At 59.6% G+C, this 20858-nt stretch carries 23 protein-coding genes and 1 pseudogene; 15 read left to right on the top strand and 9 right to left on the bottom strand.

Annotated elements, in window-relative coordinates; translation table 11 throughout:
- Positions 1-186: 186 nt before the first annotated feature.
- The 3 genes from BMG07_RS41945 to BMG07_RS11460 all read left to right on the top strand — a co-directional run bounded on the left by BMG07_RS41945 (position 187) and on the right by BMG07_RS11460 (position 1671).
- A complete protein-coding gene (locus tag BMG07_RS41945) occupies positions 187-405 on the top strand; it encodes a PAAR domain-containing protein (protein ID WP_269758865.1) in 219 nt (72 codons plus the stop codon).
- Between the two features lie 68 nt (positions 406-473).
- Positions 474-1190 (top strand): M35 family metallo-endopeptidase, encoded by a 717-nt coding sequence (locus BMG07_RS11465; RefSeq protein WP_269758864.1) that lies wholly within the window; start codon positions 474-476, stop codon positions 1188-1190.
- A 10-nt stretch (positions 1191-1200) separates the two neighbouring features.
- Positions 1201-1671, top strand: a complete 471-nt coding sequence (locus tag BMG07_RS11460) for a hypothetical protein (protein ID WP_198084675.1) — start codon at positions 1201-1203, stop codon at positions 1669-1671.
- Positions 1672-1789: 118 nt separating this feature from the next.
- On the opposite strand, the gene BMG07_RS11455 is transcribed toward BMG07_RS11460, so the two are convergent.
- Positions 1790-3214, bottom strand: a complete 1425-nt coding sequence (locus tag BMG07_RS11455; RefSeq protein ID WP_198084674.1) for an MFS transporter — start codon at positions 3212-3214, stop codon at positions 1790-1792.
- A complete protein-coding gene (locus BMG07_RS11450) occupies positions 3215-3400 on the bottom strand; it encodes a hypothetical protein (RefSeq protein ID WP_269758873.1) in 186 nt (61 codons plus the stop codon).
- On the opposite strand from BMG07_RS11450, the pseudogene BMG07_RS11445 reads away from it, so the two are divergent.
- A pseudogene (locus tag BMG07_RS11445) lies at positions 3387-4326 on the top strand (LysR substrate-binding domain-containing protein). The gene BMG07_RS11450 and the pseudogene BMG07_RS11445 sit on opposite strands and share 14 nt — an antisense overlap.
- Before the next feature lie 20 nt (positions 4327-4346).
- On the opposite strand, the gene BMG07_RS11440 reads toward BMG07_RS11445, so the two are convergent.
- The 5 genes from BMG07_RS11440 to BMG07_RS11420 form a co-directional block, all read right to left on the bottom strand.
- The gene (locus tag BMG07_RS11440) at positions 4347-4634 is read right to left on the bottom strand and encodes a hypothetical protein (RefSeq protein WP_198084673.1); all 288 of its coding nucleotides are present in this window, start codon (positions 4632-4634) and stop codon (positions 4347-4349) included.
- Positions 4635-4926: 292 nt separating this feature from the next.
- On the bottom strand, positions 4927-5490 hold the full coding sequence (locus BMG07_RS11435) for a DUF2290 domain-containing protein (RefSeq protein ID WP_374221265.1): 564 nt from the start codon (positions 5488-5490) through the stop codon (positions 4927-4929).
- Between the two features lie 99 nt (positions 5491-5589).
- Positions 5590-6030 (bottom strand): ATP-binding domain-containing protein, encoded by a 441-nt coding sequence (locus tag BMG07_RS11430; RefSeq protein WP_198084671.1) that lies wholly within the window; start codon positions 6028-6030, stop codon positions 5590-5592.
- Positions 6020-7093, bottom strand: coding sequence for a DEAD/DEAH box helicase (locus BMG07_RS11425; RefSeq protein WP_198084670.1), 1074 nt, complete (start codon positions 7091-7093; stop codon positions 6020-6022). The genes BMG07_RS11430 and BMG07_RS11425 overlap by 11 nt, the downstream gene beginning before the upstream one ends.
- Positions 7094-7221: 128 nt before the next feature.
- Positions 7222-7704, bottom strand: a complete 483-nt coding sequence (locus tag BMG07_RS11420; RefSeq protein ID WP_198084669.1) for a hypothetical protein — start codon at positions 7702-7704, stop codon at positions 7222-7224.
- Between the two features lie 295 nt (positions 7705-7999).
- Here BMG07_RS11420 and BMG07_RS11415 point away from each other — a divergent pair, with 295 nt between their 5' ends.
- From BMG07_RS11415 to BMG07_RS11375, 11 genes are all read left to right on the top strand, one after another.
- Complete coding sequence (locus BMG07_RS11415; protein ID WP_198084668.1) at positions 8000-9202, top strand: MFS transporter; 1203 nt, start codon at positions 8000-8002, stop codon at positions 9200-9202.
- Positions 9203-9255: 53 nt separating this feature from the next.
- The gene (gene dkgB, locus BMG07_RS11410; RefSeq protein WP_198084667.1) at positions 9256-10077 is read left to right on the top strand and encodes a 2,5-didehydrogluconate reductase DkgB; all 822 of its coding nucleotides are present in this window, start codon (positions 9256-9258) and stop codon (positions 10075-10077) included.
- A 20-nt stretch (positions 10078-10097) separates the two neighbouring features.
- Positions 10098-11078, top strand: a complete 981-nt coding sequence (locus BMG07_RS11405; protein ID WP_198084666.1) for a TIGR03571 family LLM class oxidoreductase — start codon at positions 10098-10100, stop codon at positions 11076-11078.
- A 389-nt stretch (positions 11079-11467) separates the two neighbouring features.
- Positions 11468-12373, top strand: a complete 906-nt coding sequence (locus BMG07_RS11400; protein WP_198084665.1) for a hypothetical protein — start codon at positions 11468-11470, stop codon at positions 12371-12373.
- Between the two features lie 408 nt (positions 12374-12781).
- The gene (locus tag BMG07_RS11395) at positions 12782-13111 is read left to right on the top strand and encodes a hypothetical protein (RefSeq protein ID WP_198084664.1); all 330 of its coding nucleotides are present in this window, start codon (positions 12782-12784) and stop codon (positions 13109-13111) included.
- A gap of 66 nt (positions 13112-13177) precedes the next feature.
- A complete protein-coding gene (locus tag BMG07_RS11390; RefSeq protein ID WP_307866936.1) occupies positions 13178-14440 on the top strand; it encodes an efflux RND transporter periplasmic adaptor subunit in 1263 nt (420 codons plus the stop codon).
- Positions 14437-16401 carry a MacB family efflux pump subunit gene (locus tag BMG07_RS11385; protein ID WP_198084663.1) on the top strand — a complete coding sequence of 655 codons (1965 nt, stop codon included), beginning with the start codon at positions 14437-14439 and terminating at the stop codon, positions 16399-16401. The genes BMG07_RS11390 and BMG07_RS11385 overlap by 4 nt, the downstream gene beginning before the upstream one ends.
- Positions 16398-17099 (top strand): TolC family protein, encoded by a 702-nt coding sequence (locus BMG07_RS41940; protein ID WP_269758862.1) that lies wholly within the window; start codon positions 16398-16400, stop codon positions 17097-17099. The genes BMG07_RS11385 and BMG07_RS41940 overlap by 4 nt, the downstream gene beginning before the upstream one ends.
- 29 nt (positions 17100-17128) lie before the next feature.
- The gene (locus BMG07_RS41935; protein ID WP_269758861.1) at positions 17129-17521 is read left to right on the top strand and encodes a TolC family protein; all 393 of its coding nucleotides are present in this window, start codon (positions 17129-17131) and stop codon (positions 17519-17521) included.
- Positions 17503-17799 carry a hypothetical protein gene (locus tag BMG07_RS41930; RefSeq protein ID WP_269758860.1) on the top strand — a complete coding sequence of 99 codons (297 nt, stop codon included), beginning with the start codon at positions 17503-17505 and terminating at the stop codon, positions 17797-17799. The genes BMG07_RS41935 and BMG07_RS41930 overlap by 19 nt, the downstream gene beginning before the upstream one ends.
- A 326-nt stretch (positions 17800-18125) precedes the next feature.
- Positions 18126-19823, top strand: a complete 1698-nt coding sequence (locus tag BMG07_RS11375; RefSeq protein ID WP_307866935.1) for a methyl-accepting chemotaxis protein — start codon at positions 18126-18128, stop codon at positions 19821-19823.
- 32 nt (positions 19824-19855) lie between these two features.
- Here BMG07_RS11375 and BMG07_RS11370 read toward each other — a convergent pair whose 3' ends face one another.
- Both BMG07_RS11370 and BMG07_RS11365 read right to left on the bottom strand, forming a co-directional pair.
- Positions 19856-20179 carry a hypothetical protein gene (locus tag BMG07_RS11370; RefSeq protein WP_198084662.1) on the bottom strand — a complete coding sequence of 108 codons (324 nt, stop codon included), beginning with the start codon at positions 20177-20179 and terminating at the stop codon, positions 19856-19858.
- Positions 20180-20211: 32 nt separating this feature from the next.
- Entirely contained in the window at positions 20212-20475 is a 264-nt protein-coding gene (locus BMG07_RS11365) for a hypothetical protein (RefSeq protein ID WP_198084661.1), read from the bottom strand.
- Positions 20476-20858 lie beyond the last annotated feature (383 nt).

Here is a 20858-nt window from a genome sequence, read left to right as displayed (position 1 = left end):
AGCTTCCATTTTTCTCAAGAGAGCGTGCACAGCTGGTTTGCGGCGAGGAACTGATGCCCCGCAGCGACGGCCGCGGATCGAAAGCGCTCTTCATCGTGAGAAACGCCCACCAGATTGACCATAGACAACAGTGTTAGCGGCCTCCACCACGTACATCTCCCCAGTCATCAACTCGGAGGGTATGAAATGGACCGAAAGATTCTTGTGGTCGGCGATCCACCGACTTCTGGCGGCAGAGTCCTGCCGTACGACGGCCCGATGTTCGATCTCTACGGCCATCGGGTCGCCTTGATCGGCGGCCGGGCTTACTGCGAGGGATGCAACAGCGTCGGCATCATCGCCAAGGCGGGAGGGCCAAGGCGGCCGCAATTCATTTCGGAGGCAGCACTGGAGGGCGATGCGTGATGTGCCATTGCCCCGTTCCACCGTCGCTCGTGGCTACGCTACAGCATTCGGCCACCTACGATGACGGCATGGCCGCAGCAGTTGGGGCTTTCAGCGCCAGCTTGATCGCATCGCCGGGATGGCTCTCCGGAAATGCCATGGCCGTTGCGGCCAGCAAGAAGCTGGTCGATGCGGGGGTGACTCACCCGCCCGAGGCGGAGCAAACAGAAAACATCTGCCCCAACATGACCAACAGGCAGTTCTGCAACACGATGCTGGATTTGCGAGACAAGGCGGTATCGCTCATCGCTAAGAAGCGCCTCCCCGAATTGGCACGTTGGAACATGAGCGATATGTCGCGGGTAAAGGAATGGTTTGGTGTCGCCGACCAGTCCATGCGGGAATATCTGCAGAAGGGTTTGGCATCGAGCGAATCGGTGCTGAGAGGACTGGCTTGCAAGAATTTTGTTCGCCTCACTGATGAGGGCAAAGAGCTCGGCTGCATCGTGCCAAAGCATGATCAAAGTACGATCGCAATGGTCTGCAAGCCGGACATTGCGACGCGAACCATCGCAATCAACGTCTCGTTTTGCGCTCTGCGCGACGTTTCCGCGAATCTCGATTCACAGCTATCGACGCTCATCCATGAAGTAACGCACTTCAACGATACTTTTGGCAGCTTCGATACGCTGAACCACTTGGGCCCAGCTCGTGCGGCAGCGGAAGCGGACCCTCGGGGCATGAAAACCAACGCGGACAGTATCGCGGGCTATGTTGTATGGGACGAGGTGTTCTATGCGAGCTAAGTGGCTTCTGATGCTGGCGCTATTCACCGCTTGCAACTGCGCCTCGGCATGCCAGCGAATCATTCAGATCACGCTGACGTTTGCGGACGGCTCTGCGGACCTGGATCGCACTCAGATCGCTCGGCTGGCCGGATGGATTGGCAATGCGAACGCGATGTTTGCGAAGTACACGAGTGCAGGCGTCGAAGCCGGCGCTACCGCCAAGCCGCCCGAGAGAACGCCGAAAGAGGCAATGCAACTCGCAAGAATGCGTGCCGACAACGTGGCGCTCGCACTGAAGACTCTTTTTCCCGCTCCCCTCGATGTTGAAAAGTTTGCGCACAGCTACCGCGAAAAGAAGAGCTCCGACGTTGATGTCAATGACTTCGCCGCGATCCAGATTTATCCAGACCTGAAGACATCCAGACTGCCGGATTGCAACCCGGGCCTTCGGACGGCTTGGAGCGTTAACGCGAGCTCGATTCAGCGCACAGTGGCATGAAGAAATGTGTGCACTTGACTTTCTGCCCGCTTGCCCGCACGAATGCCCCGGCGATATGGGAGACCTCCTCTACAAGCCCCCCGGGTACCGCGCCATGGAAGTGGCGCCGGTTGACTCATCACCCCTTCCCTCGTATCACCTGCGCCAACAACGTCAACACAGCAAACCCCAACATCACCCCCACGCCCGGATACAGCATCGCCAACGCCGTCCCCGGCGCAATCGCCGCGGTCAGCACCGCCAGCCCACAGGCTCCGCCCACTTGCAGCGAGCTGTTCAGCAACCCCGCCGCCAACCCTTGCTCGTGATCGGCCACGCCGCTCGTGCCCGCCACCATCAGCGCCGAGATGCTCAGCGCAAAGCCCACTCCCCACAGCAGCGACGCGGGCAGCAGCACACCCCACAGGTCGGGCTCGGCGCCGATGCGGAACATCAGCAGGTAGCAAGGCACAAAAGCCGACAGCCCCACCAGCAGCACCCGCGTCACGCCGAACCGGCTGATCAGCGCGCCGATCTTCGGCCCCACGACCACCACCATCAGCCCCGCCGGCAGCAGCACCAACGCCATCTGCCACGGCTTCCAGCCCTGGATGTTCTGCAGGTACAGCGCAATCAGAAACTGAAAGCCCGCCGCGCCGCCATACAACAGCGCCGCGCTGATGTTCGCCGCCACCAGCCCCCGGTTGCGAAAAATGCCCAGCCGTATCAGCGGCTCCTTCACCGTGCGCTCGATGACCACGAACAGCGCCAGCAACGCCACCGCCACCGCGAACCCGCCGGCCGTGCGCAGCGACACCCAGCCCGCCTCCTCCGCCGACACCACCGTGAACACCAGCAGCAGCATGCCCGCCAGCAGCGTGACGGCGCCGCCCACGTCGAGCCGCACGCGCTCGGCGCGCGGCGGGTCGGGCGGCAGATAGCGCAGCGCGGCCAGCAACAGCAGCAGCGCGACCGGAATCGGCAGCACGAAGATGTAGCGCCAGTCCAGCGCCGCCAGCAGCCCGCCGATCAACAGGCCCGACGAGTACCCCGAGGCCTCGAACAAGTTGAAGATGCCGAACGCCTTGTTGCGCGCCGGCCCTTCGGCAAAGGTGGTGGTCAGCAGCGACATCGCGGCCGGCCCGGTGAAGCCCGCGGCCATGCCCTTCACGAAGCGCGAAACGATCAGCAAGCCCGCGTCGCTGGCGAACGCGCCGCCCACCGACACCAGCGCAAACACCGCCAGCCCCGTCACCAGCACGCGCCTGCGGCCGAACAAGTCGGCGCAGCGACCGCCCAGCAGCAGAAAGCCGCCGAACGCCAGGATGTACGCGCTGACCAGCCACTGCGCCGTGGCCGCGCCCATGCCGAACTCGTGCTGGATCTCGGGGATTGCCACCACGATCATCGAGATGTCGAGCCCATCGAGCAGAATCACGCCGCTGAAGATCAGCAGCGCGATCCACATGCGCGCGGGCCAGTGCAGGGGGTCGTTGTTTTTTCCTCTGGTCGCCGCAACGGCTTCGTCAGGGTGCGCATCGCACGGGTTCAGGCTGGCAGACATTCATTCACTCCAATCAATCCATCGATTCAGCTTCTTGACTGGCTTGATCGTCCCCCGCCGCGCGCGGCTTGAAAAACGAGTAGTTCTCAACGAACCATCAAACGGAGCTTGAAGATCGATGACGCCCACGCCGCACAGCACGAGCACCACCACCATCACCACCACGAACCGCATGCTGCCGGGCACGCGGGCGCTGCGCACCTTCGAGGCGGCCGCGCGGCACCTGAACTTCACGCGCGCGGCGACGAGTGGGGCTCACGCCGGCGGCCGTGAGCTACCAGATCAAGGACATCGAAGACCAGCTGGGCGTGGTGCTGTTCACGCGCACCAGCCGCAGCATTCAGCTCACGGCGGCGGGCGCCGTGCTGTTCGAGGCCACCGCCGACGCGCTCGACACCCTGCAGCGCGCCGCGGGCCGCGCCCGCCGGCTGACGCGCAGCGCGGCGCACCTGCGCGTGTCGCTGAGCCCGCGCTTTGCCACCAACTGGCTGCTGCCGAGGCTGCCGCGCTTCAGGGCCGCCCACCCGGAGGTGGAGCTGACCTTCGACATCAGCGACACGCTGCGCGACTTCGAGGCCGACGACATCGACATTGCCATCCGCTTCGGCACCGGGCGCTACGAGGGTGCGCGGTCAGACCGGCTGTTCGAGCTGCTCATCGTGCCCGTGTGCAGCCCCAAGCTCATCGAGACCGGGCCGCCGCTGAACGAGCCGAGCGACCTGGTGCGCCACAACCACACGCTGTGCTATGTCGACTGGAAGACCGACACCATGACCTGGCCCAACTGGCGCATGTGGATGGCTGCGGCCGGCGTGAGCGACGAGGGCTTCGACGACAGCCGGTGCGTGGCGTTTTCCGATTCGGGCTATGTGGTGCAGGCCGTGATCGAAGGCGGCGCGGTGGGGCTGGCCGACCTGGACATGATCGCGGCCGACCTGGCGCAGGGGCGGTTGGTGCGGCTGTTCGACGTCGGCGTGAGCATGGCGCCGACGTATGCGTATCACCTGGTGTATCCAGAGGGGAGCGGGGAGGACGCGCGGGTTGTGGCGTTCAGGGAATGGCTGCTGGCGGAGACGGAGAACGCGGGGCAGCCGGGCGGGCCGGCTGCTTGACAGCCTCCAACGGTCGCCAGTTACGTCGGGCTGGGCGCGGCTTGCGCTTGCAGCAGCAGCAACGCCTCGCGCAAGGCTGCGGCGGCTGAGTTGACGGCGCTGACGCGCGCCATCAACGCCTCGTTGAGCAGGCGCAGCAAGGCGCTCAGCTCGGTGCGGTTGGTGGCGAGCACCTCGCTGTCCCTCAGGGCGGCGGTGTCTACGAGCTTTTCCAGCGCGGTGTAGGCGCGCATGACCTCGTGGAGGGTGTCGGCGTCGTCGCAGGTTTGGAGGGCGAGGTCGTCGAGGGTGGGTGCAGATTCAGCCATTGCGGCCTTTCAGAACTTCGGTTTGCAACAACCGCCGCACCCGCTTCCAAACGGTGGCGGCAGCTCGAACGGGTTGGAAGACCGGGAAGCTCTGACGAGAACCGGCAAGGCTCGCGCCTTCCCGTTCGAGCCGCCAAAAACTGGAGGCGCAAACAGAAAAGCCGCAGACCACGTTGCGGTGACTGCGGCTTTCGTCGCAGAACTTCGACGGGCTTCCAAACCCGGCCACGCTTTTTTTGCGCGACAGCGAAGTATAGCTATTAGCGCGCCTGCCGTCTTTATCGGGTCGAACTCAAGAGACTACGAGATGCGCAATTTTTCTCTCCAAATCACTAATCGTGGGATCCAATTTCAACCCCTTTATCTTCTTGTCAAATAAATTCTTATTTCGAACATAGGATCGTCGATAGAAATTTCGAAGCAAAAACATAGCAAATACATATGGGCTAACAGGCCCGGTAACGGGGATTCTGCATCCATCAAATTGTCCCAATGTCAGGTGACATTGAGGATGATCAACATCGACATACTGCTCAGGAGCAAAATCAAAGCGAATAGGAAATCGAACAAGCCGCTGGACCATTACATCCGCGAAAAGCTCGTCGTTTTCGTACAGAAGCGGAGCCTCCTCGACAGTAGGAAGTACCATGGAAGGGAAATACGTTAGCCGATGCTTTAACACGCTCCCATTTTTATCAATTACGTACTGGAAAGCTATCAAGCCGCCATCCACCAATTTCGAATGAAAAGCCAAACTACGATCTAAATCCTCGTAGATCATTTGATAATAAACATCCTTCAATGCATACGTAGACATTGGAAGATCGCCAATACTTACACTGCCACCGGCAAGCATCTGCAACGAAGGATTGAATTGTTGGGCAGACAACCCCGCCTGAATCAGTCGAGCCAAAACCTCTCTGATTTGCGCTCCAATTATTTCTGCAGACATAATTCAATAAGGGCGAGCGGCTTTTTTAAGCTGCTCAATGATGTGATCCGCATCTAGTTCGCCGCTGTTTACAGCATCAATGACAGCTTGAAGCTCCCGACGCTGCCGAGTTCTTTTTTTGCTAACCTTCCCAACATTAATCAATCTGAGTTGAGCTTTCTCTTCGGGGGTGGGGTATTTGAATTTTAGTTTAAATTCGTTTTCCCGAAGCAGCTTGAGTTCTTCCATCAGCTTATCCATATTGGGACCGATACCAAGAACTCGAACCCACGCTTTCGAACGAGTTATTGCGGTAAAAAGCCGATTTCTAGCAAGCGCTGTTGCGGCCTTGTCCCAGCCAGAATAGCAATCTTGAGCATTCAAGATGTAAACCATCCCAGCCTCGTTACCCTTTGCTCTAAATATTCCGGTAAAAGTGACGGCATCAGCCTTGCTAAAAAACATCAGCAGAAGTACTAACGCCGGCTAGTTCATTATTTACCCCATCGCGGAAGAGTGCTTGTCGAGCCGGCCCGACTTCACGCTGTGTTGTCAGAGGGTTAGGGTTTATAACAACAATGTCGTCAGGCCGAAGCTCTTCGTCTGTAATGTCTTTTTTAATTTCATTTACCAGCCATTCGGTTTGTTCTGCAGAAGTTCCGAATTTTACAAATTTAATTAAATCATCCAAATTTGAATGATCTTCAAGAAATAACGGCGAAGTGTTAGGCGTCCGAGAGAGAACAACATTCTTACCCCCCTCAATCTCTCCGTTTTCGACAACATAGCCAACATCAGTCCAAAGTGAATCTTGTCCAAAGAATTGAACAAGTCCATTTTGACGATAGATTCCAAAACCAATCGCGTGTGCAGTCGCAAGCAAAGGCCTGGAGTTGCGATAGCACTTTTCAAGAATAATATCTTGGCGCGGCGTATTAACTTCTTCTGCGCCAAAAACAACCAACGGCCGCCCTTTCACATCAGTGCCGAACAGCTCTTCTGGCGGTAAAACCGCTTGTCCAGTCAACGACTGCAACTCATCGTAGGCATAGACTAAGCGCTTTGGATCACGCAAAAATGCGTAGCATAATTTCAGGAATTCCGGCGGCAGATCCTGCGCCTCATCAACAAGCATCAAATCGTAGTACGGCTTAACGACTGAAGTTTGCGACAAAGCCAAAGCAGAAACACCCCTTAATTCGTTGTCCCTCCCAAATTTAAGCTTGGCGCCCCCATAATCCATGAAATCGATTCCATGCTCGACGCAATATCGATGATAAATCCCATCCCGCTCTTTTCCACCCGGACCTCCCCACGCATTGAGAATATCAATTTGATCCCAATCAGGCTCGGTACCCGATTGCTCAATGGTGAAATTATTGATGAGCCGCCGAAATTGTTCTTTTAGCGATCTCGTATTGAATGTCACTCCTATCTTCCACTCTGGATTTTGTGAGTGAAGATATGCGACCTTCAGGGCCAAAATTATCGTTTTACCGGAGCCAGCCAAACCACGAATGCGCTGCACGCCTTCAACCGTTTCGATTACAGCCTGTGACTGGTGCTGATCGAGATTTGCAATCGAGTCTTCTACTCGCTTGAGTTTTGCACCCTTGGAGTCTTGTTTTTTTGGCTCTCTTTTTTAGTTTTCCGGCTCTAATTGAGGTTACAACTTGCACTGCAGCAACTAGCGCAGAAAAAAGTTGCGGTATCCGAACTCCATTTAAATCCATTTACCTGCGAAACAAGGTTTGTCGAATTAGAAATATAGTAAGGATCTTCACTTTCCGGGAGCGTACTCTTAGCAGGCGCAAAGGTGATTGCATTTATATCGAATTTTAACTGTCGCCCTTGTTTTAGATTAGGGTAGGGTTTAAACTTCACCTCAAGCATTGAAGCAATATCGTCCTGCCGAGCGCGATACTCACCAACATCAGTGCCCTCGACAAGATCAAATGCGATGAGCCCGAGCTCGACAGAGATCAGAAGCGCATCAAACTTCACCGGACCTAGCGGAGATCCCATAATCGGATATCCGATATAAAGCTGACCTTGAGCGTCAATATCGGCCAACTGCTCCGCAAGCAAGCGAGAAGATTCCGGCTTGTCCTTTGCTGTTCCCCAAATAACGTCAATCATTTAATTTCCACGAATAGGCAGTTGGTCGGTCGCACGTCTCAAAAAATACGTGCTTAAGGCGGGCATCAGATCAAGCGCAATGATGCCTCATGATGAGTTTGCGAAGCGCAAGTTACCGAAGCCGTCCAGTGGAAGACCCAAGACACGACGATGCTCGTTAAGGGCCGCCGATTCCTGGGGATCGGAAAAATCGATCTTATATTTGCGCTTCCAGCAACTATCTTCTGCCCCACCCCCCATTTATCCGCAAAGGTAACCGCAAGACACTCCTTCTATCCCAAGAAGGAGTGCTCTCATGCCAATCGCCTTACTCGCGCTGACCCTCAGCGCTTTCGCCATCGGGACGACCGAATTCGTCATCGTTGGCCTCATCCCCACCGTCGCCGCCGACCTCGGCATCGGCCTTCCCTCGGCGGGCCTGCTGGTCAGCCTCTATGCGCTGGGCGTCGCCATTGGCGCGCCGGTGCTCACCGCCCTCACGGGCAAGCTGCCGCGCAAGGCGCTGCTGCTCGGGCTGATGGCGCTGTTCACGCTCGGCAACCTGCTGGCGTGGCAGGCGCCCAGCTATGAATCGCTGGTAGCGGCGCGCATCCTCACGGGGCTGGCGCACGGGGTGTTCTTCTCGATCGGCTCGACCATCGCCACCGGCCTGGTGCCGAAGGAAAAGGCGGCAAGCGCCATCGCGATCATGTTCACGGGCCTCACGGTGGCGCTGGTCACGGGCGTGCCGCTGGGCACGTTCATCGGGCAGCACTTCGGCTGGCGCGAGACCTTCCTGGCCGTGTCGGCGCTGGGCGTTGTCGCGTTCATCGGCAGCTGGATCTTCGTGCCCAGCAACATCCGCCACACGCCGCCGGCCTCGCTGGCGCAGCAAGCCAAGGTGCTGGCCGAACCGCGCCTGCTGCTGGTGTATGCCAAGACGGCCATCGGTTACGGCGGCTCGTTCATTCCGTTCACGTTCCTGGCGCCGATCCTCACCGACGTGTCGGGCTTCAGCGCCAGCTCGGTGGGCTGGGTGATGCTGGTGTACGGCATCTCGGTGGCGGTGGGCAACATCTGGGGCGGCAAGCTGGCCGACCGCATGGGGCCGATCCCGGCGCTGAAGATCATCTTCGCGCTGCTGGCCGCGGTGCTGCTGCTGTTCAACTTCGCGGCGCCGCACAAGTGGCTGGCGCTGGTGGCGGTGCTGCTGTGGGGCGCGGTGGCTTTCGGCAACGTGCCGGGCCTGCAGGTGTACGTGGTGAAGCAGGCCGAACGCTTCACGCCGCAGGCGGTGGACGTGGCCTCGGGCCTGAACATCGCGGCCTTCAACCTGGGCATTGCGCTGGCAGCCTGGGCCGGCGGCCTGATCGTGACGCACCTGGGCCTGCTGCACACGCCCTGGATCGGCGCACTGGTGGTGCTGGTGTCGCTGGCCCTCACGCAGTGGAGCGGCGCGCTCGACCGCCGTGCCGGCATTCCGGTTCGCGCTTCGGGGCCGATGCCGGTCGGGCATTGATCGACCGATCTATCTCTTCTTTCCATTTTTCAACGCACAAGGACAACCATCCAATGAACACCAACAACGGCAACACCATTCCCGCCTTCGGCCTCGGCACCTTCCGCCTGCAGGGCCAGGTGGTGATCGACTCGGTGAAGAACGGCCTCGACGTGGGCTACCGCGTGATCGACACGGCGCAGATCTACGGCAACGAAGCCGAAGTGGGCCAGGCCATTGCCGAAAGCGGCGTGGCCCGCAAGGACCTGTTCATCACCACCAAGATCTGGACCGACAACTACGCCAAGGACAAGCTCGTGCCCAGCCTGAAAGACAGCCTGGCCAAGCTGCGCACGGACCATGTGGACCTCACGCTGATCCACTGGCCCTCGCCGGGCAACGCGGTGCCGGTGGCCGAGTTCATGGGCGCGCTGGCCGAAGCCAAGGCGCAGGGGCTGACGAAGCAGATCGGCGTGTCGAACTTCAACATCGCGCTCATGAAGGAAGCCATCGCAGCCGTGGGCGCGAAGGAAATCGCGACCAACCAGATCGAGCTGCACCCCTACCTGCAGAACCGCAAGGTGGTGGCGTTCGCAAAGAGCCAGGGCATCCACATCACGTCCTACATGACGCTGGCCTACGGCAAGGTCATCACCGACCCGGTGATCGAGGCGATTGCCAAGGCGCACGGCGCGACCACGGCGCAGGTGGTGCTGGCATGGGCGATGCAGTTGGGCTACGCGGTGATTCCGTCGTCCACGAAGCGCGCGAACCTCGAAGGCAACCTGAAGGCGCAGCAGCTGCGCTTGACGGACGCAGAAATGGCGCAGATGGCCGCACTCGACCGCAACGAGCGCCTGACCGACCCGGCCGGCCTGTCGCCGGCCTGGGACTGAACGTGCAAGCGCCGGCCGCCATGCACACCGCGCTTGAATCGCTTGTGGCATCGCACGGCGGCGGCCCGAGCATCGGGCTCGAGCTGCCGCTGGACAACGACTGGTCGCCCTCGGGCGACACCGCCCGCCGCAACGCGGGCCGCCCCTTCGGCGTGCCCGACATCGCGCAGCACGCACGGCTCGCGAAGCTGGCCGACCGGCTGGGCTTCAGGGCGCTGTGGGCACGCGACGTGCCGCTGTACGACCCGGCCTTCGGCGACGCGGCGCAGGTGTTCGAGGTGTTCAGCTACCTGGGCTACCTGGCAGGCGTGACCGAGCGCATCTTGCAGGGCACGGCGGCCGTGGTGCTGCCGCTGCGCGAGGCGGTGCTCACGCTGAAGTCGGCCGCGACGGTCGACCACCTGAGCAACGGGCGCTTGCTGATGGGCGTGGCGAGCGGCGACAGGCCGGTGGAGTACCCGATCTTCGAGCGCGACTTTGCGTCGCGCGGTGAGCGCTTTCGGGAGCAGGTGGCGATGGTGCGCGACTGGGGTGCGGCCAGCCTGCCCGAAGGCATCGAGCTGCTGCCGCGTCCGCGCAACCCGCTGCCCTTGCTGGTGGCCGGCCTCGCGCAGCAGACGCCCGACTGGATCGGCGCGCACATGGACGGCTGCCTCGCCTACCCCGGCACGCCGGAAGACCATGCGCGGCGCTCGGCGCAATGGCGCGCGGTGGCGGGTGAGCGCAAGCCGTATGTGAGCTTCATTCACCTCGACCTGGCAGATGATGCCGATGCACCGCTGGAGCGGCATCGCTTTGGGGGGCGCATGGGGCGGCATGCGCTGGTGCGGGAGTTGAGCGCGCTGCATGCGGCGGGTGTGCAGCATGTGGGGCTGCATCTGCGGCGCAACCGGCGGCCGGTGGACGAGACGATGGAGGAGATTGCGGAGTTTGTGTTGCCGGGGTTTCATGCGGGTGCCGACGGGAAGCCGGAATTTCAACAGCTCATGGCAAATTGCTGACCGGTTCGCCGCGCCGCTTCGTGGGCCTTCAATCGCGAACTGCATTTATCTACGTCCCAGAAAATCCATCGAGCCATTAGAGGCTCATGAATTTGTTTCTATCAGCTCACAAAGAAGAATCTCGTTTAACAAACACTGCCGCAGGAATCTTCCAAATAATACTCAGCGCGTGCATCGCTTTGCTTCCGTGAATTTTCCACATTCTTTGGCGCTTATTAGTTACTCAGCCTGAGTTTGACTATTGTTTGCAACGGTACAGCCCAGGAGTGCCCCAGACTTTAGGTGCGCTTTCCATTTCGGCAAGCAAACCCTTACATCCATCACTGCACGCCTCGCATGTCGAATAAATTTCTCGCCCTGTGGCAGCAGCGATCTCTCTGGGACACCCCTTGCCTGCGCCAATCTACCGCTTCTCCACAATCGATTTCCCCGCGAAAGAGCGATTCGACGCGTGGAGAGCTGATAGCAGTCCGTTATTCGAATTTTTACCCCCTGAGACTGCAACAGTTATTTATGACTCCAAGGTTGCTGTTGCGCGTCTAGGCGACATGATCTTCGGCGAGGCAAATTGGTTGCGTCCAGAGCAAAAGGCTCATCAAGGGATACGTCGAAACTTGCGAAAAATCCGCAACGACAATCTGGATCACTATTATCTTCGCCTTCAGCGCGACGCAGAATTTCATATTCAGTCAAGTGAGCCAACAAGAATGGTGAATGCAGGAAGTTTTTGCCTGCTTGATATGGCATCACCGTTCGAGCTAAAAATTACAACAGGCAACTCAATATTTGCAATAGTGCCGCGCGAATTACTGCCTTCCAACGTAGCGACCCTCCATGGTCGCAGTGTCACTGGTGGAATGGGTATTTTTCTTTCAGATTACTTTAGTAGTTTGTCCAGAAATTTTGATAACTTAGCCCATGAAGATACTCTGCATGTTCGCCACGCGACATTGAATATGCTGCGCGCTTGCCTTACGCCCACCCCAGACACTCTCATGCAGGTCAATTCAGAATTGCATACTATTCTCAGAAATAGAGTGGTCTCCTATATTGAAAAAAACCTGTTGAATTGCGATTTGAATGCGGGTCTGATTTGCCGAGATATTGGCATTTCACGCTCAAAGCTGTACCGACTCTTTGAGGAGTCGGGTGGTATCGCGCGACAGATTCAACGCAAGCGATTGCTCAGGATTCGATCTATTCTTGAAGATCCATTCGCTCCAAGAGCGCGCATCGCAGAGGTCGCTTGGCGTCATGGTTTTACCAACGAAAAAGCGTTTCAGCCGAGCCTATAAAACTGAATTCGGCCACACGCCAAGTGAGGCCGTTTCCGCGCGGGGGCGTCAAGCAATGCCCCATGGGCCACATGAAGCTCCGTTAAATAGGCCTATCCGATCGTTTCGGGAATGGATGCATTCGTTGCGCTGACGTATGCCCCATACGTCCTGTCATTTCCACACAGCGTGCTGGAGAAACTGTGCCGCTGACTTTAAGCGCACCCTCCAGATGAATTTATCAAGTCTTTCGCATGCGCGCTTTTATCGAGTGACAGTTCTTGGTCGACCCCATTCGGCGTGAGACAAATTGATCCCAATCGTGGATGAAACAGCACGCATAGTAAATTCCAAGACCTCAAAATGACAACGTGCGGTGGAAAAATCCACAGCACATTTTTATGTCAACCAATAAGGGAGTTAAAACAAATGAAAACGGTTAAAAAACTATTTTTTCCGATCTTGGCCGCCGCAATGCTTTCAAGCGGAGGAAGTGCAATGGCGCTTTCACAAGCAAATACATCTGCCTTTTACGCAAACAATCAAACTTCCTTTGCGTACGGGATCGCTGGAAATAAAGCACTAGCGGGATATTTCTGCGAAAACTTCCTGACAATGGGCCTACCTGATCCCAATGAACCAGATGTTCCGGCAGCTCGAGCCAACTTGCGCATCATGTGTCTCAATTGGGTTCGCAGCCTTCCCAACAGAGGCGGAGGCTATAACGGCGTTGGTCCGTTTACTGTTCTGACCTGGTAATTATTCGCTTGCCGAATACATAACCATTCTCGCATTTGCACAGAATTTTCAACCATTGAAAATTCTGTGCTTCTTCAGCAAGAGAGTGCTCAATGGTTAATTTCTATTCACCCAGCCTCCACGACCGACAGCACGAAGATGCGAACGCCAAAAAATGCACCCACCATTTTTTCAATTTTCTCTGCGATTTTGATTCTTGCAATTTGTGCTGTAAATTTTGCATTTTCCGAAAATGAAAAAATCAACTACCAGACGACTTCGGTAATTCGCACAGAGATACAGGAAGTGGTCTTGGCCAGCGGAACAGTGGGAGCGCGGCAACAGGTGAACGTCGGCGCCCAAGTATCTGGCCAACTCAAGTCTTTAAAAGTTTCACTTGGAGACGTTGTAAGAAAGGGACAACTAATCGCCGAGATCGATGCCAAGACGCAGCAGAATATTGTAGAAAAGGCACGATCCGCGTTAGCTCAAACGCGCGCCCAATTGCGCGCCAAACAAGCCAGCGTGCTCCAGATTCAGTTGAAATTCAAGCGAGAACAGCGCTTGCAAGAGCATGATGCGAGTTCTCGTGAAAGCTACGAGACAGCGCAGGCCGCCCTGTCCACTGCAATGGCTGATATCGACTCCCTCAAGGAACAAGTTGACCAAGCGAAAATCGCTGTAAATACAGAAACGGTCAATCTCGGATACAGCCAGATCGCGGCGCCCATGGATGGAACGGTTGTGGCGATAGTGACGAGGGAAGGCCAGACGGTCAATTCGACTCAACTGGCGCCCACCATTGTTGTTCTTGCTGCGCTTGACACAATGACAATCAAGGCGCAGATATCCGAAGCCGACGTTACGCGCGTCAAAGTTGGGCAATCGGTTCATTTCACAACGCTGAGCGACCCAGACCGCCGCTTTACCAGCAACCTGCACGGGGTTGATCTCGCCCCGGACTCCATCGCAAGTGATATCAAGGGCAACAGGAGCGCCAACGCGACGCCTGTGTATTACAGCGCCTCTTTCGATGTTCCCAATATCGACAATCGATTACGTATCGCGATGACCGTACAGGTCTCGATCGTGCTCGCTGCGACCAAGGATGCGCTTGTGATTCCGGTGGCCGCGCTGGGTGACATGGGCCCTGATGGGTCGTATCAGGTCGAAGTGATGAAGGTTCTGAATGGGAAACCCGTCGTAGCAACGCGACAGGTGCGCATCGGAATCCGTAACGTGATGGTGGAAGTGCTGGAAGGCTTGAAAGAGGGCGAGCAAGTTGTGATCGGCAAGAGCGGCGGCGTCTCCACTCCTCCCCTCGATCAAGCGGCGACGCACCGCACATGAGGTCGACGCTGCTGGAATTGACTGGAGTCTCTCGACACTATTCGTCGGGCGATGACACCGTCATGGCCTTGAACAACATCAATATCAAGATCGAAGCCGGCGAAATGGTGGCGCTGGTCGGTCCCTCTGGCTCGGGCAAATCGACCTTGATGAATATCCTGGGTTGCCTCGATCAACCGACTTCGGGCAGCTACCAAGTTGCTGGAAATGCAACCAATGCGATGTCTGCTGACGATCTCGCGCGACTGCGGCGCGAGCATTTCGGTTTTATCTTCCAGCGCTACCACCTGTTGCCAGACTTGGACGCTCTTGGCAATGTGTCCATTCCAGCCATTTACGCCGGCCAATCGGCCTCTGCCCGACGTCAGCGAGCGCAAGCGCTGCTAGATCGGCTCGGGTTGAGCAACCGATCGCATCATCGACCGGGCCAACTGTCGGGGGGCCAGCAGCAACGCGTCTGCATAGCGCGTGCATTGATGAACGGCGGGCATGTGATTCTGGCGGATGAGCCCACCGGTGCGCTGGACCGATATCACGGTCAGGAGGTCATCCATATCCTGAAAAAGCTTCACGCCGAAGGGCACACGGTGATCATCGTCACGCATGATCTCCACGTCGCGGAACACGCGCAGCGCGTCATCGAAATCAGCGACGGTGAAGTCGTTGCCGATCGGTTGCAGCCAAACCATGCCGTCGACACGCCTGCCAAGCTACCTGTCGCCGTGCAAGGGAACAGGACTTTGGCGCGCCCAGTGTCATGGCGCTCAATAGGAAGCTCTCTGCTGGAAGCTTGCAGGATGGCACTGCTGTCCATGCGCGCGCATCGCTTGCGCAGTTTCCTCACGATGCTGGGTGTCATCATCGGAATTGCTTCTGTTGTCTCGGTTGTCGCACTCGGAGAGGGGTCTCGCAGAAAGATTCTCGAAAGCATCGCGCTCCTCGGAACGAACACCATCGTGATCTATCCTGGACGAGGCTACGGCGACAGGAACGCGGAGGCCCTGCGTACGCTCGATGCCGACGACGCAGAGGCACTTGCGCAACGCCCCTACGCCGACAGCGTGACACCGGAAGTCGCGACGGCGGTAACGGTGCGATATCGCAACGTCTCGGTCAATGCCTCGCTGAAAGGTGTCGGCGAACAGTATTTCCGAGTACACGGCCTGCAAATGATGGCAGGCACGGGGTTCACTTCGGACGGTGTCCGTCGCCAAATGCAAGAAGTGGTGATCGACGACAACGCTCGACAAAGCTTGCTTGGCAAGAGTCGATATCCCATTGGGCAAGTGCTGATGCTAGGCGACGTGCCTTGCCGTGTCATTGGCGTCGTGAAGAGCCAAGGGCACATGCCGGATGGAACTCTGAGCTTGTGGATACCTTTCACCACGGCACTGACTCGCATCATCGGGCAATCTCAATTGCAGTCAATCGCGGTACGGGTGCGCGATGGCGCTTCGACGCTCGAGGCGGAGCAGGACATGACCCGACTACTCGGCCTGCGCCACGGCGCCACGGATTTTTTTGTGCAGAACAACGACAACATCCGAAGGGCAGTGGAATCGACAACAACCACCATGACCTTGCTCGGTTCGATGATTGCCGTGATCTCCCTGGTAGTCGGCGGCATTGGCGTCATGAACATCATGCTGGTATCGGTTACCGAGCGCGTTGCGGAGATTGGCGTGTGCATCGCGGTCGGGGCCCGCCAAGCGGACATCATGAGGCAATTCCTGATCGAGTCGGTTTTGATCTGCCTGATCGGGGGCGTATTGGGGATCGTCGTTGCATTCGGCTTCGGCGCTGTGTTTTCCAACATGAGCAGCCAGTTTCAGATGCACTATTCTTTGGATGCCATCGCCATGGCTTGCGCCTGCTCGACCTTGATCGGCCTCGTCTTCGGATTTTTTCCGGCTCGCGGCGCTGCTCGCCTGGATCCGATCAACGCCTTGGCAAGAGAATGATGAACCTTCTGCCAATTGCCGCCGGTTTGCTCGGAGGCAGCCTGCTCATGGGTTGCGCGGCCCTGCTCGCACCGCCTCAACCGGCTTCCATGACGATCCCATCTGCATGGCGAAACCAGCCTAGCGCCAATGCCGGTGAAACTATCCTGAAGGACAAGTGGTGGCACGATTTCGAAGATCCACTGCTCGACTCGCTGATTGATCAAGTTCTCGCCTCAAATGCAGACTTGGCTGGCGCGGCGATCAGGGTGCGACAGGCGCAGCTGCAAGCCAGCGTGGCAGCGGTCAATCCGACCATTTCCATTGCAGGAAATGCCAACAACAGATTCCAACGCAATCTCCGTGGATTGCGGGATACCACTAGAGCAAACGACCAATCGCTGACAGGGACGATTGGCTATGAGGTGGATCTCTGGGGCAAGATCGCGAACCAGCGCAACGCGGCCGAATGGGAAGTTCTGGCGACGATGGAAGATCGCGATAGCGCAGCACTCGCACTGGTGGGAACCACCATCATTCAGTACTGGCGCATCGCCAATTTGCATCAGCGCATCGCCGCCAGCGAAAACAGCCTCCAGCATGCTGGCAAGATTCTGGAATTGGTCCGACTGCAGCGCACAGTCGGGGCGGTCTCGTCATTGGAGTTGCTTGAGGCTGAGCGCTCGGTCACCTCACAACAAATGGCGCATGCAAGTTGATCCAGGCATTGGAGCAAGCGCGCGGAGCGATGGCACTGCTGTTCGATGCGTCACCGGAAACGCGCCATCCAGAACGCCGCACGCTCCCAGTCGATGCACCGCCGGACATCGCAGCTGGCTTGCCCGCACAAATGCTTGGCCGGCGACCAGACCTGCGCGCGGCCGAACTGAGATTGCGCAGCGCTCTGGTCAACATCGATATCGCGCGGACAAGCTTCTATCCCGCACTCACTTTGACCGGCGCACTTGGTACCAGCAGCAAGGCGTTATCAACTTTCCTACGGAACCCCGTCGCAACATTGGGCACGAACCTGGTATTGCCTGTCTTGGAGTGGCGCCAGATCAAGAGCCGTGTCGACGCATCTCAAGCCACCTACGAAGCCGCAGCAATAGCTTTCGCCAGATGTTCTATCGCGCGCTGAGCGACGTTGAAAACGCCTTGTCCTCGCGCGAACAGTTGCGCTATCAGGCAGATGCATCGCGCACGGAATTAGCTCGGGCGGCAAGGATCGAGCGCCTCTACCGCGAACGCTACGAATCAGGTGCTGAACCGCTGAGAGTCTGGCTCCTGGCACAGGAGGCGCGGAGAGCCGCCGAGATGGCCGTGATAGACAATGACCTGGAGATATTGATCAACCAGGTGACGGTGTATCAGGCGCTCGGTGGAAGCGCGATCGCACCTCTGGTCTTGTCGCAGTAGAGCCCAGCCAGACGAGAGCTTGTGCAAATCCGGCAGGTCATTGGCACAGACAAAAATTCGATGCAACGGTGTCACCGACGATCAAATCACCTTGCACCTTCTTTGGCTGGTGACTGTGACATGCGGCCGAGCCCGCGCGATCTGCCGGCTCCCCTCCTCCCTCACCGCACGCTGAAGAAATCATGAAGAAAGAAGCGGGCCCAACCCCCCCGCACGCGGAACCGTCAATGCCCGGTAACACGGCGTCGCTCTAATCCGTCGCGGGAACGTTCCCAGCTCTCTTCATCACCGCTCCCGGCCGCTCACGGCGGGGGCCTGCCTTGCCCGTGAACACCACCATCACCACCGACCCGCGCGCTCCCCGCTCCCGCAACATCCTCGGCCGCCGCCTGCTGGCCACTTTCAGCGTCGTGCTGCTGCTGACCCTCGCGGGCTCGGGCATCGGCATCTGGTCGCTGTCGAAGGTGGACGAAGCCACGCGCGAAGCCATCCAGCAAAGCGGCGTGTCGGAACGCCTGGTGGTCGACGCCTACCGGCTGCAAGCGATCAACGCCGAGCGCTACAAGGCGATGGCGCTGAGCTCGGAGCCCGAGGTCGGTGAGATCTTGTCCGCCGACATCCAGGCGACCGAACAGACGTACGACGCGCTGATGCAGCAGGTCGACCAGCGCCTGCAGTCCGCGCCCGACCGCGCGCTGCTCGCGCAGACCGAAGCCGCCGGCACCGAATTCAAGGCGGCCGTGAAAGAGCTGATCGCGGCGCGCGACTCCGGCCTCACGGAGCGCATCCGCAACGTGTACTCGCAGCGCTTTCAGCCCGGCTCGGCCGCGCTGCTGGCTGCGGTGTCGAAGCTCGCGCAATCGCAGCGCGACGCCATCGACGCGGCGGGCACGCGCATAGCCGAACTCAGCGCGTCGGCGCGGCTGGCGCTGGTGCTGTTCAGCGCCACGGCGCTGCTGCTGGGCGCGGTGCTGGCGCAGTGGCTGGTGCGCAGCATCAGCCGCCCGATTCGCGCGGCCGGAGACACGGCGCAGCGCGTGGCCAGCCTCGACCTGCGGCAAGACATCGAGGGCCACGCACGCGACGAGGCCGGTCAGATGCTGCAGGCGCTGGGCGCGATGCAGGGCGCGCTGCGCGAGCTGGTGGTGCGCGTGCGCGAGTCGGTGCAGAACGTGCGCGTGGCCGCGGGCGACATGGCGCAGGGCAATTCGGAGCTGTCGGCGCGCACGGAAGAAGCCGCGTCGAGCCTGCAGCAGACGGCGGCCGCGCTGGAGCTGGTGATGCGCAACGTGGCGCAGTCGAGCGAGGCCGCGGGCAAGGCCGAGCACATGGCGGGCGCGGCCGCCGCGGTGGCGGCGCAAGGCGGCGAGGTGGTGTCGCAAGTGGTCGGCACGATGCAGGACATTCACCGCGCGTCGCACAAGATGGCGGACATCATCGGCGTGATCGACGGCATCGCGTTCCAGACCAACATCCTCGCGCTCAACGCGGCGGTGGAAGCCGCGCGCGCCGGCGATTCGGGGCGCGGCTTCGCGGTGGTGGCGGCGGAGGTGCGGCAGCTGGCCACGCGCTCGGCCGCGGCGGCGCGCGAGATCAAGGGGCTGATCGAGAACTCCGTGCAGCGCATCGAGGCCGGCACGGTGCTGGCCGACAGCGCGGGGCAGACGATGGGCCGCATCATGGCGTCGATCCAGCAGGTGGCGGGCACGGTGAGCGACATCACGGTGGCCACGCTGGCGCAGACACAGGACATCGGCCAGATCAACGCGGCGGTGTCGCGGCTGGACCGCATGACGCAGCAGAACTCGGCGCTGGTGGAAGCGTCGGCCGCCGCGTCGCAGGGCCTGCGCGACCAGGCGCGCAACCTTGACGGGCTGATCAGCCAGTTCGTGTTGCCGGGTGACGGCGAGAAGGCCGCCGTGGATGCGGAATGGGTGCCGGCGCGCACGGCGGGCGCAGGACCGGTGCGGGCGGCTGCGCGGCTGCCGGCCTCGCCGTCGAAAAAGCGCTTGCTCACGGCGTGAGGCCTGAGGCCTGAGCCGCCCGGCCAGTTGCCTCAGCGAATCACGTCCATCGACGGTGTTTGCGGGGTGACCTTGTCGGCGGTTGCGGTGAGCAGCAGACCCTTCGATTCCTTCCAGCACATGACCTGGGTCAGACCCGAGCCCGCCGGGCCCGGCGCCTGGATCGACACCGCCTTCCACCCCTTGCACTCGCCGCCGATGGTGGTCGGCCGGTCGAGAAACACGTAGTCGGTGCCCGCGTCGATGCGCATGATGCCCACCACGCCGGGCGGAAACGGCTTGCTGCGCGGTGCTTGGGCGAATGCCGCGCATGCGGCGGTCGCCATGACGACGCCAAGGAAAAGGATCCGGCCCATGCCTGCCTCCGTTTTTTTGATGAGGCCCGATATTACTTTTGCGCTTCGGGCCGCTGCCGCCACGGCTTGTGCGCGCCGCCCACGGACCGCACGCTGACGAACTGGCTCGCGCGCAGCTTCACACGCGCCACGGCGGCGGCGAGCGTGGGCTGATCCATGATGACCAGCTCCCCATGCCGCAGACCGTCCAGCGCGATCTCGGCCACGCCGGCATAGCCGCCGCTGGCGCCCTGCTTGAAATGGAACGAGCAGGACCAGCCGCCTTGCAGGTCGACGGAAATGGGTGGTGAGATCAAAGGTGGGGGCGCTCGAAGAAGCGCCCGCCGACGAAGGGGCGGGCGCGTTCCGGGATTGTTTTTTGCGGGCCCAGTGTCGCCGTGGGGCCGGCAGCGTCAATCCCATGAACGGGTTACGCAGCACGGCGCATACGCCGTGCTCTACCCATTTCTCGTGATTGTCCAAAGGCTGGGGAACCGGCCCAATCGGCGCCCCAAGGCCGCCATCGGCGCGCCGGTCAAGAACAACGGTATTCAGAAGAATCAACGAGGAGATCGGTCATGGATCGGAGAAGGTTTGCGCTCAGCGCGGTGGGCATCGCGGTGCTGAGCGGGTGTGGTGGCGGCGGCAGCGGCGGTGGAGGCGTGCCCTTCCTGCCGGTCGGCGCACCGCCGGCGCCCGC

This window comes from Variovorax sp. E3, from assembly GCF_016082275.1.
Taxonomy (GTDB): domain Bacteria; phylum Pseudomonadota; class Gammaproteobacteria; order Burkholderiales; family Burkholderiaceae_C; genus Variovorax.
The sequence above is the reverse complement of the archived record's forward strand: the minus strand, read 5'-3'. Positions and strand labels throughout refer to the sequence as shown.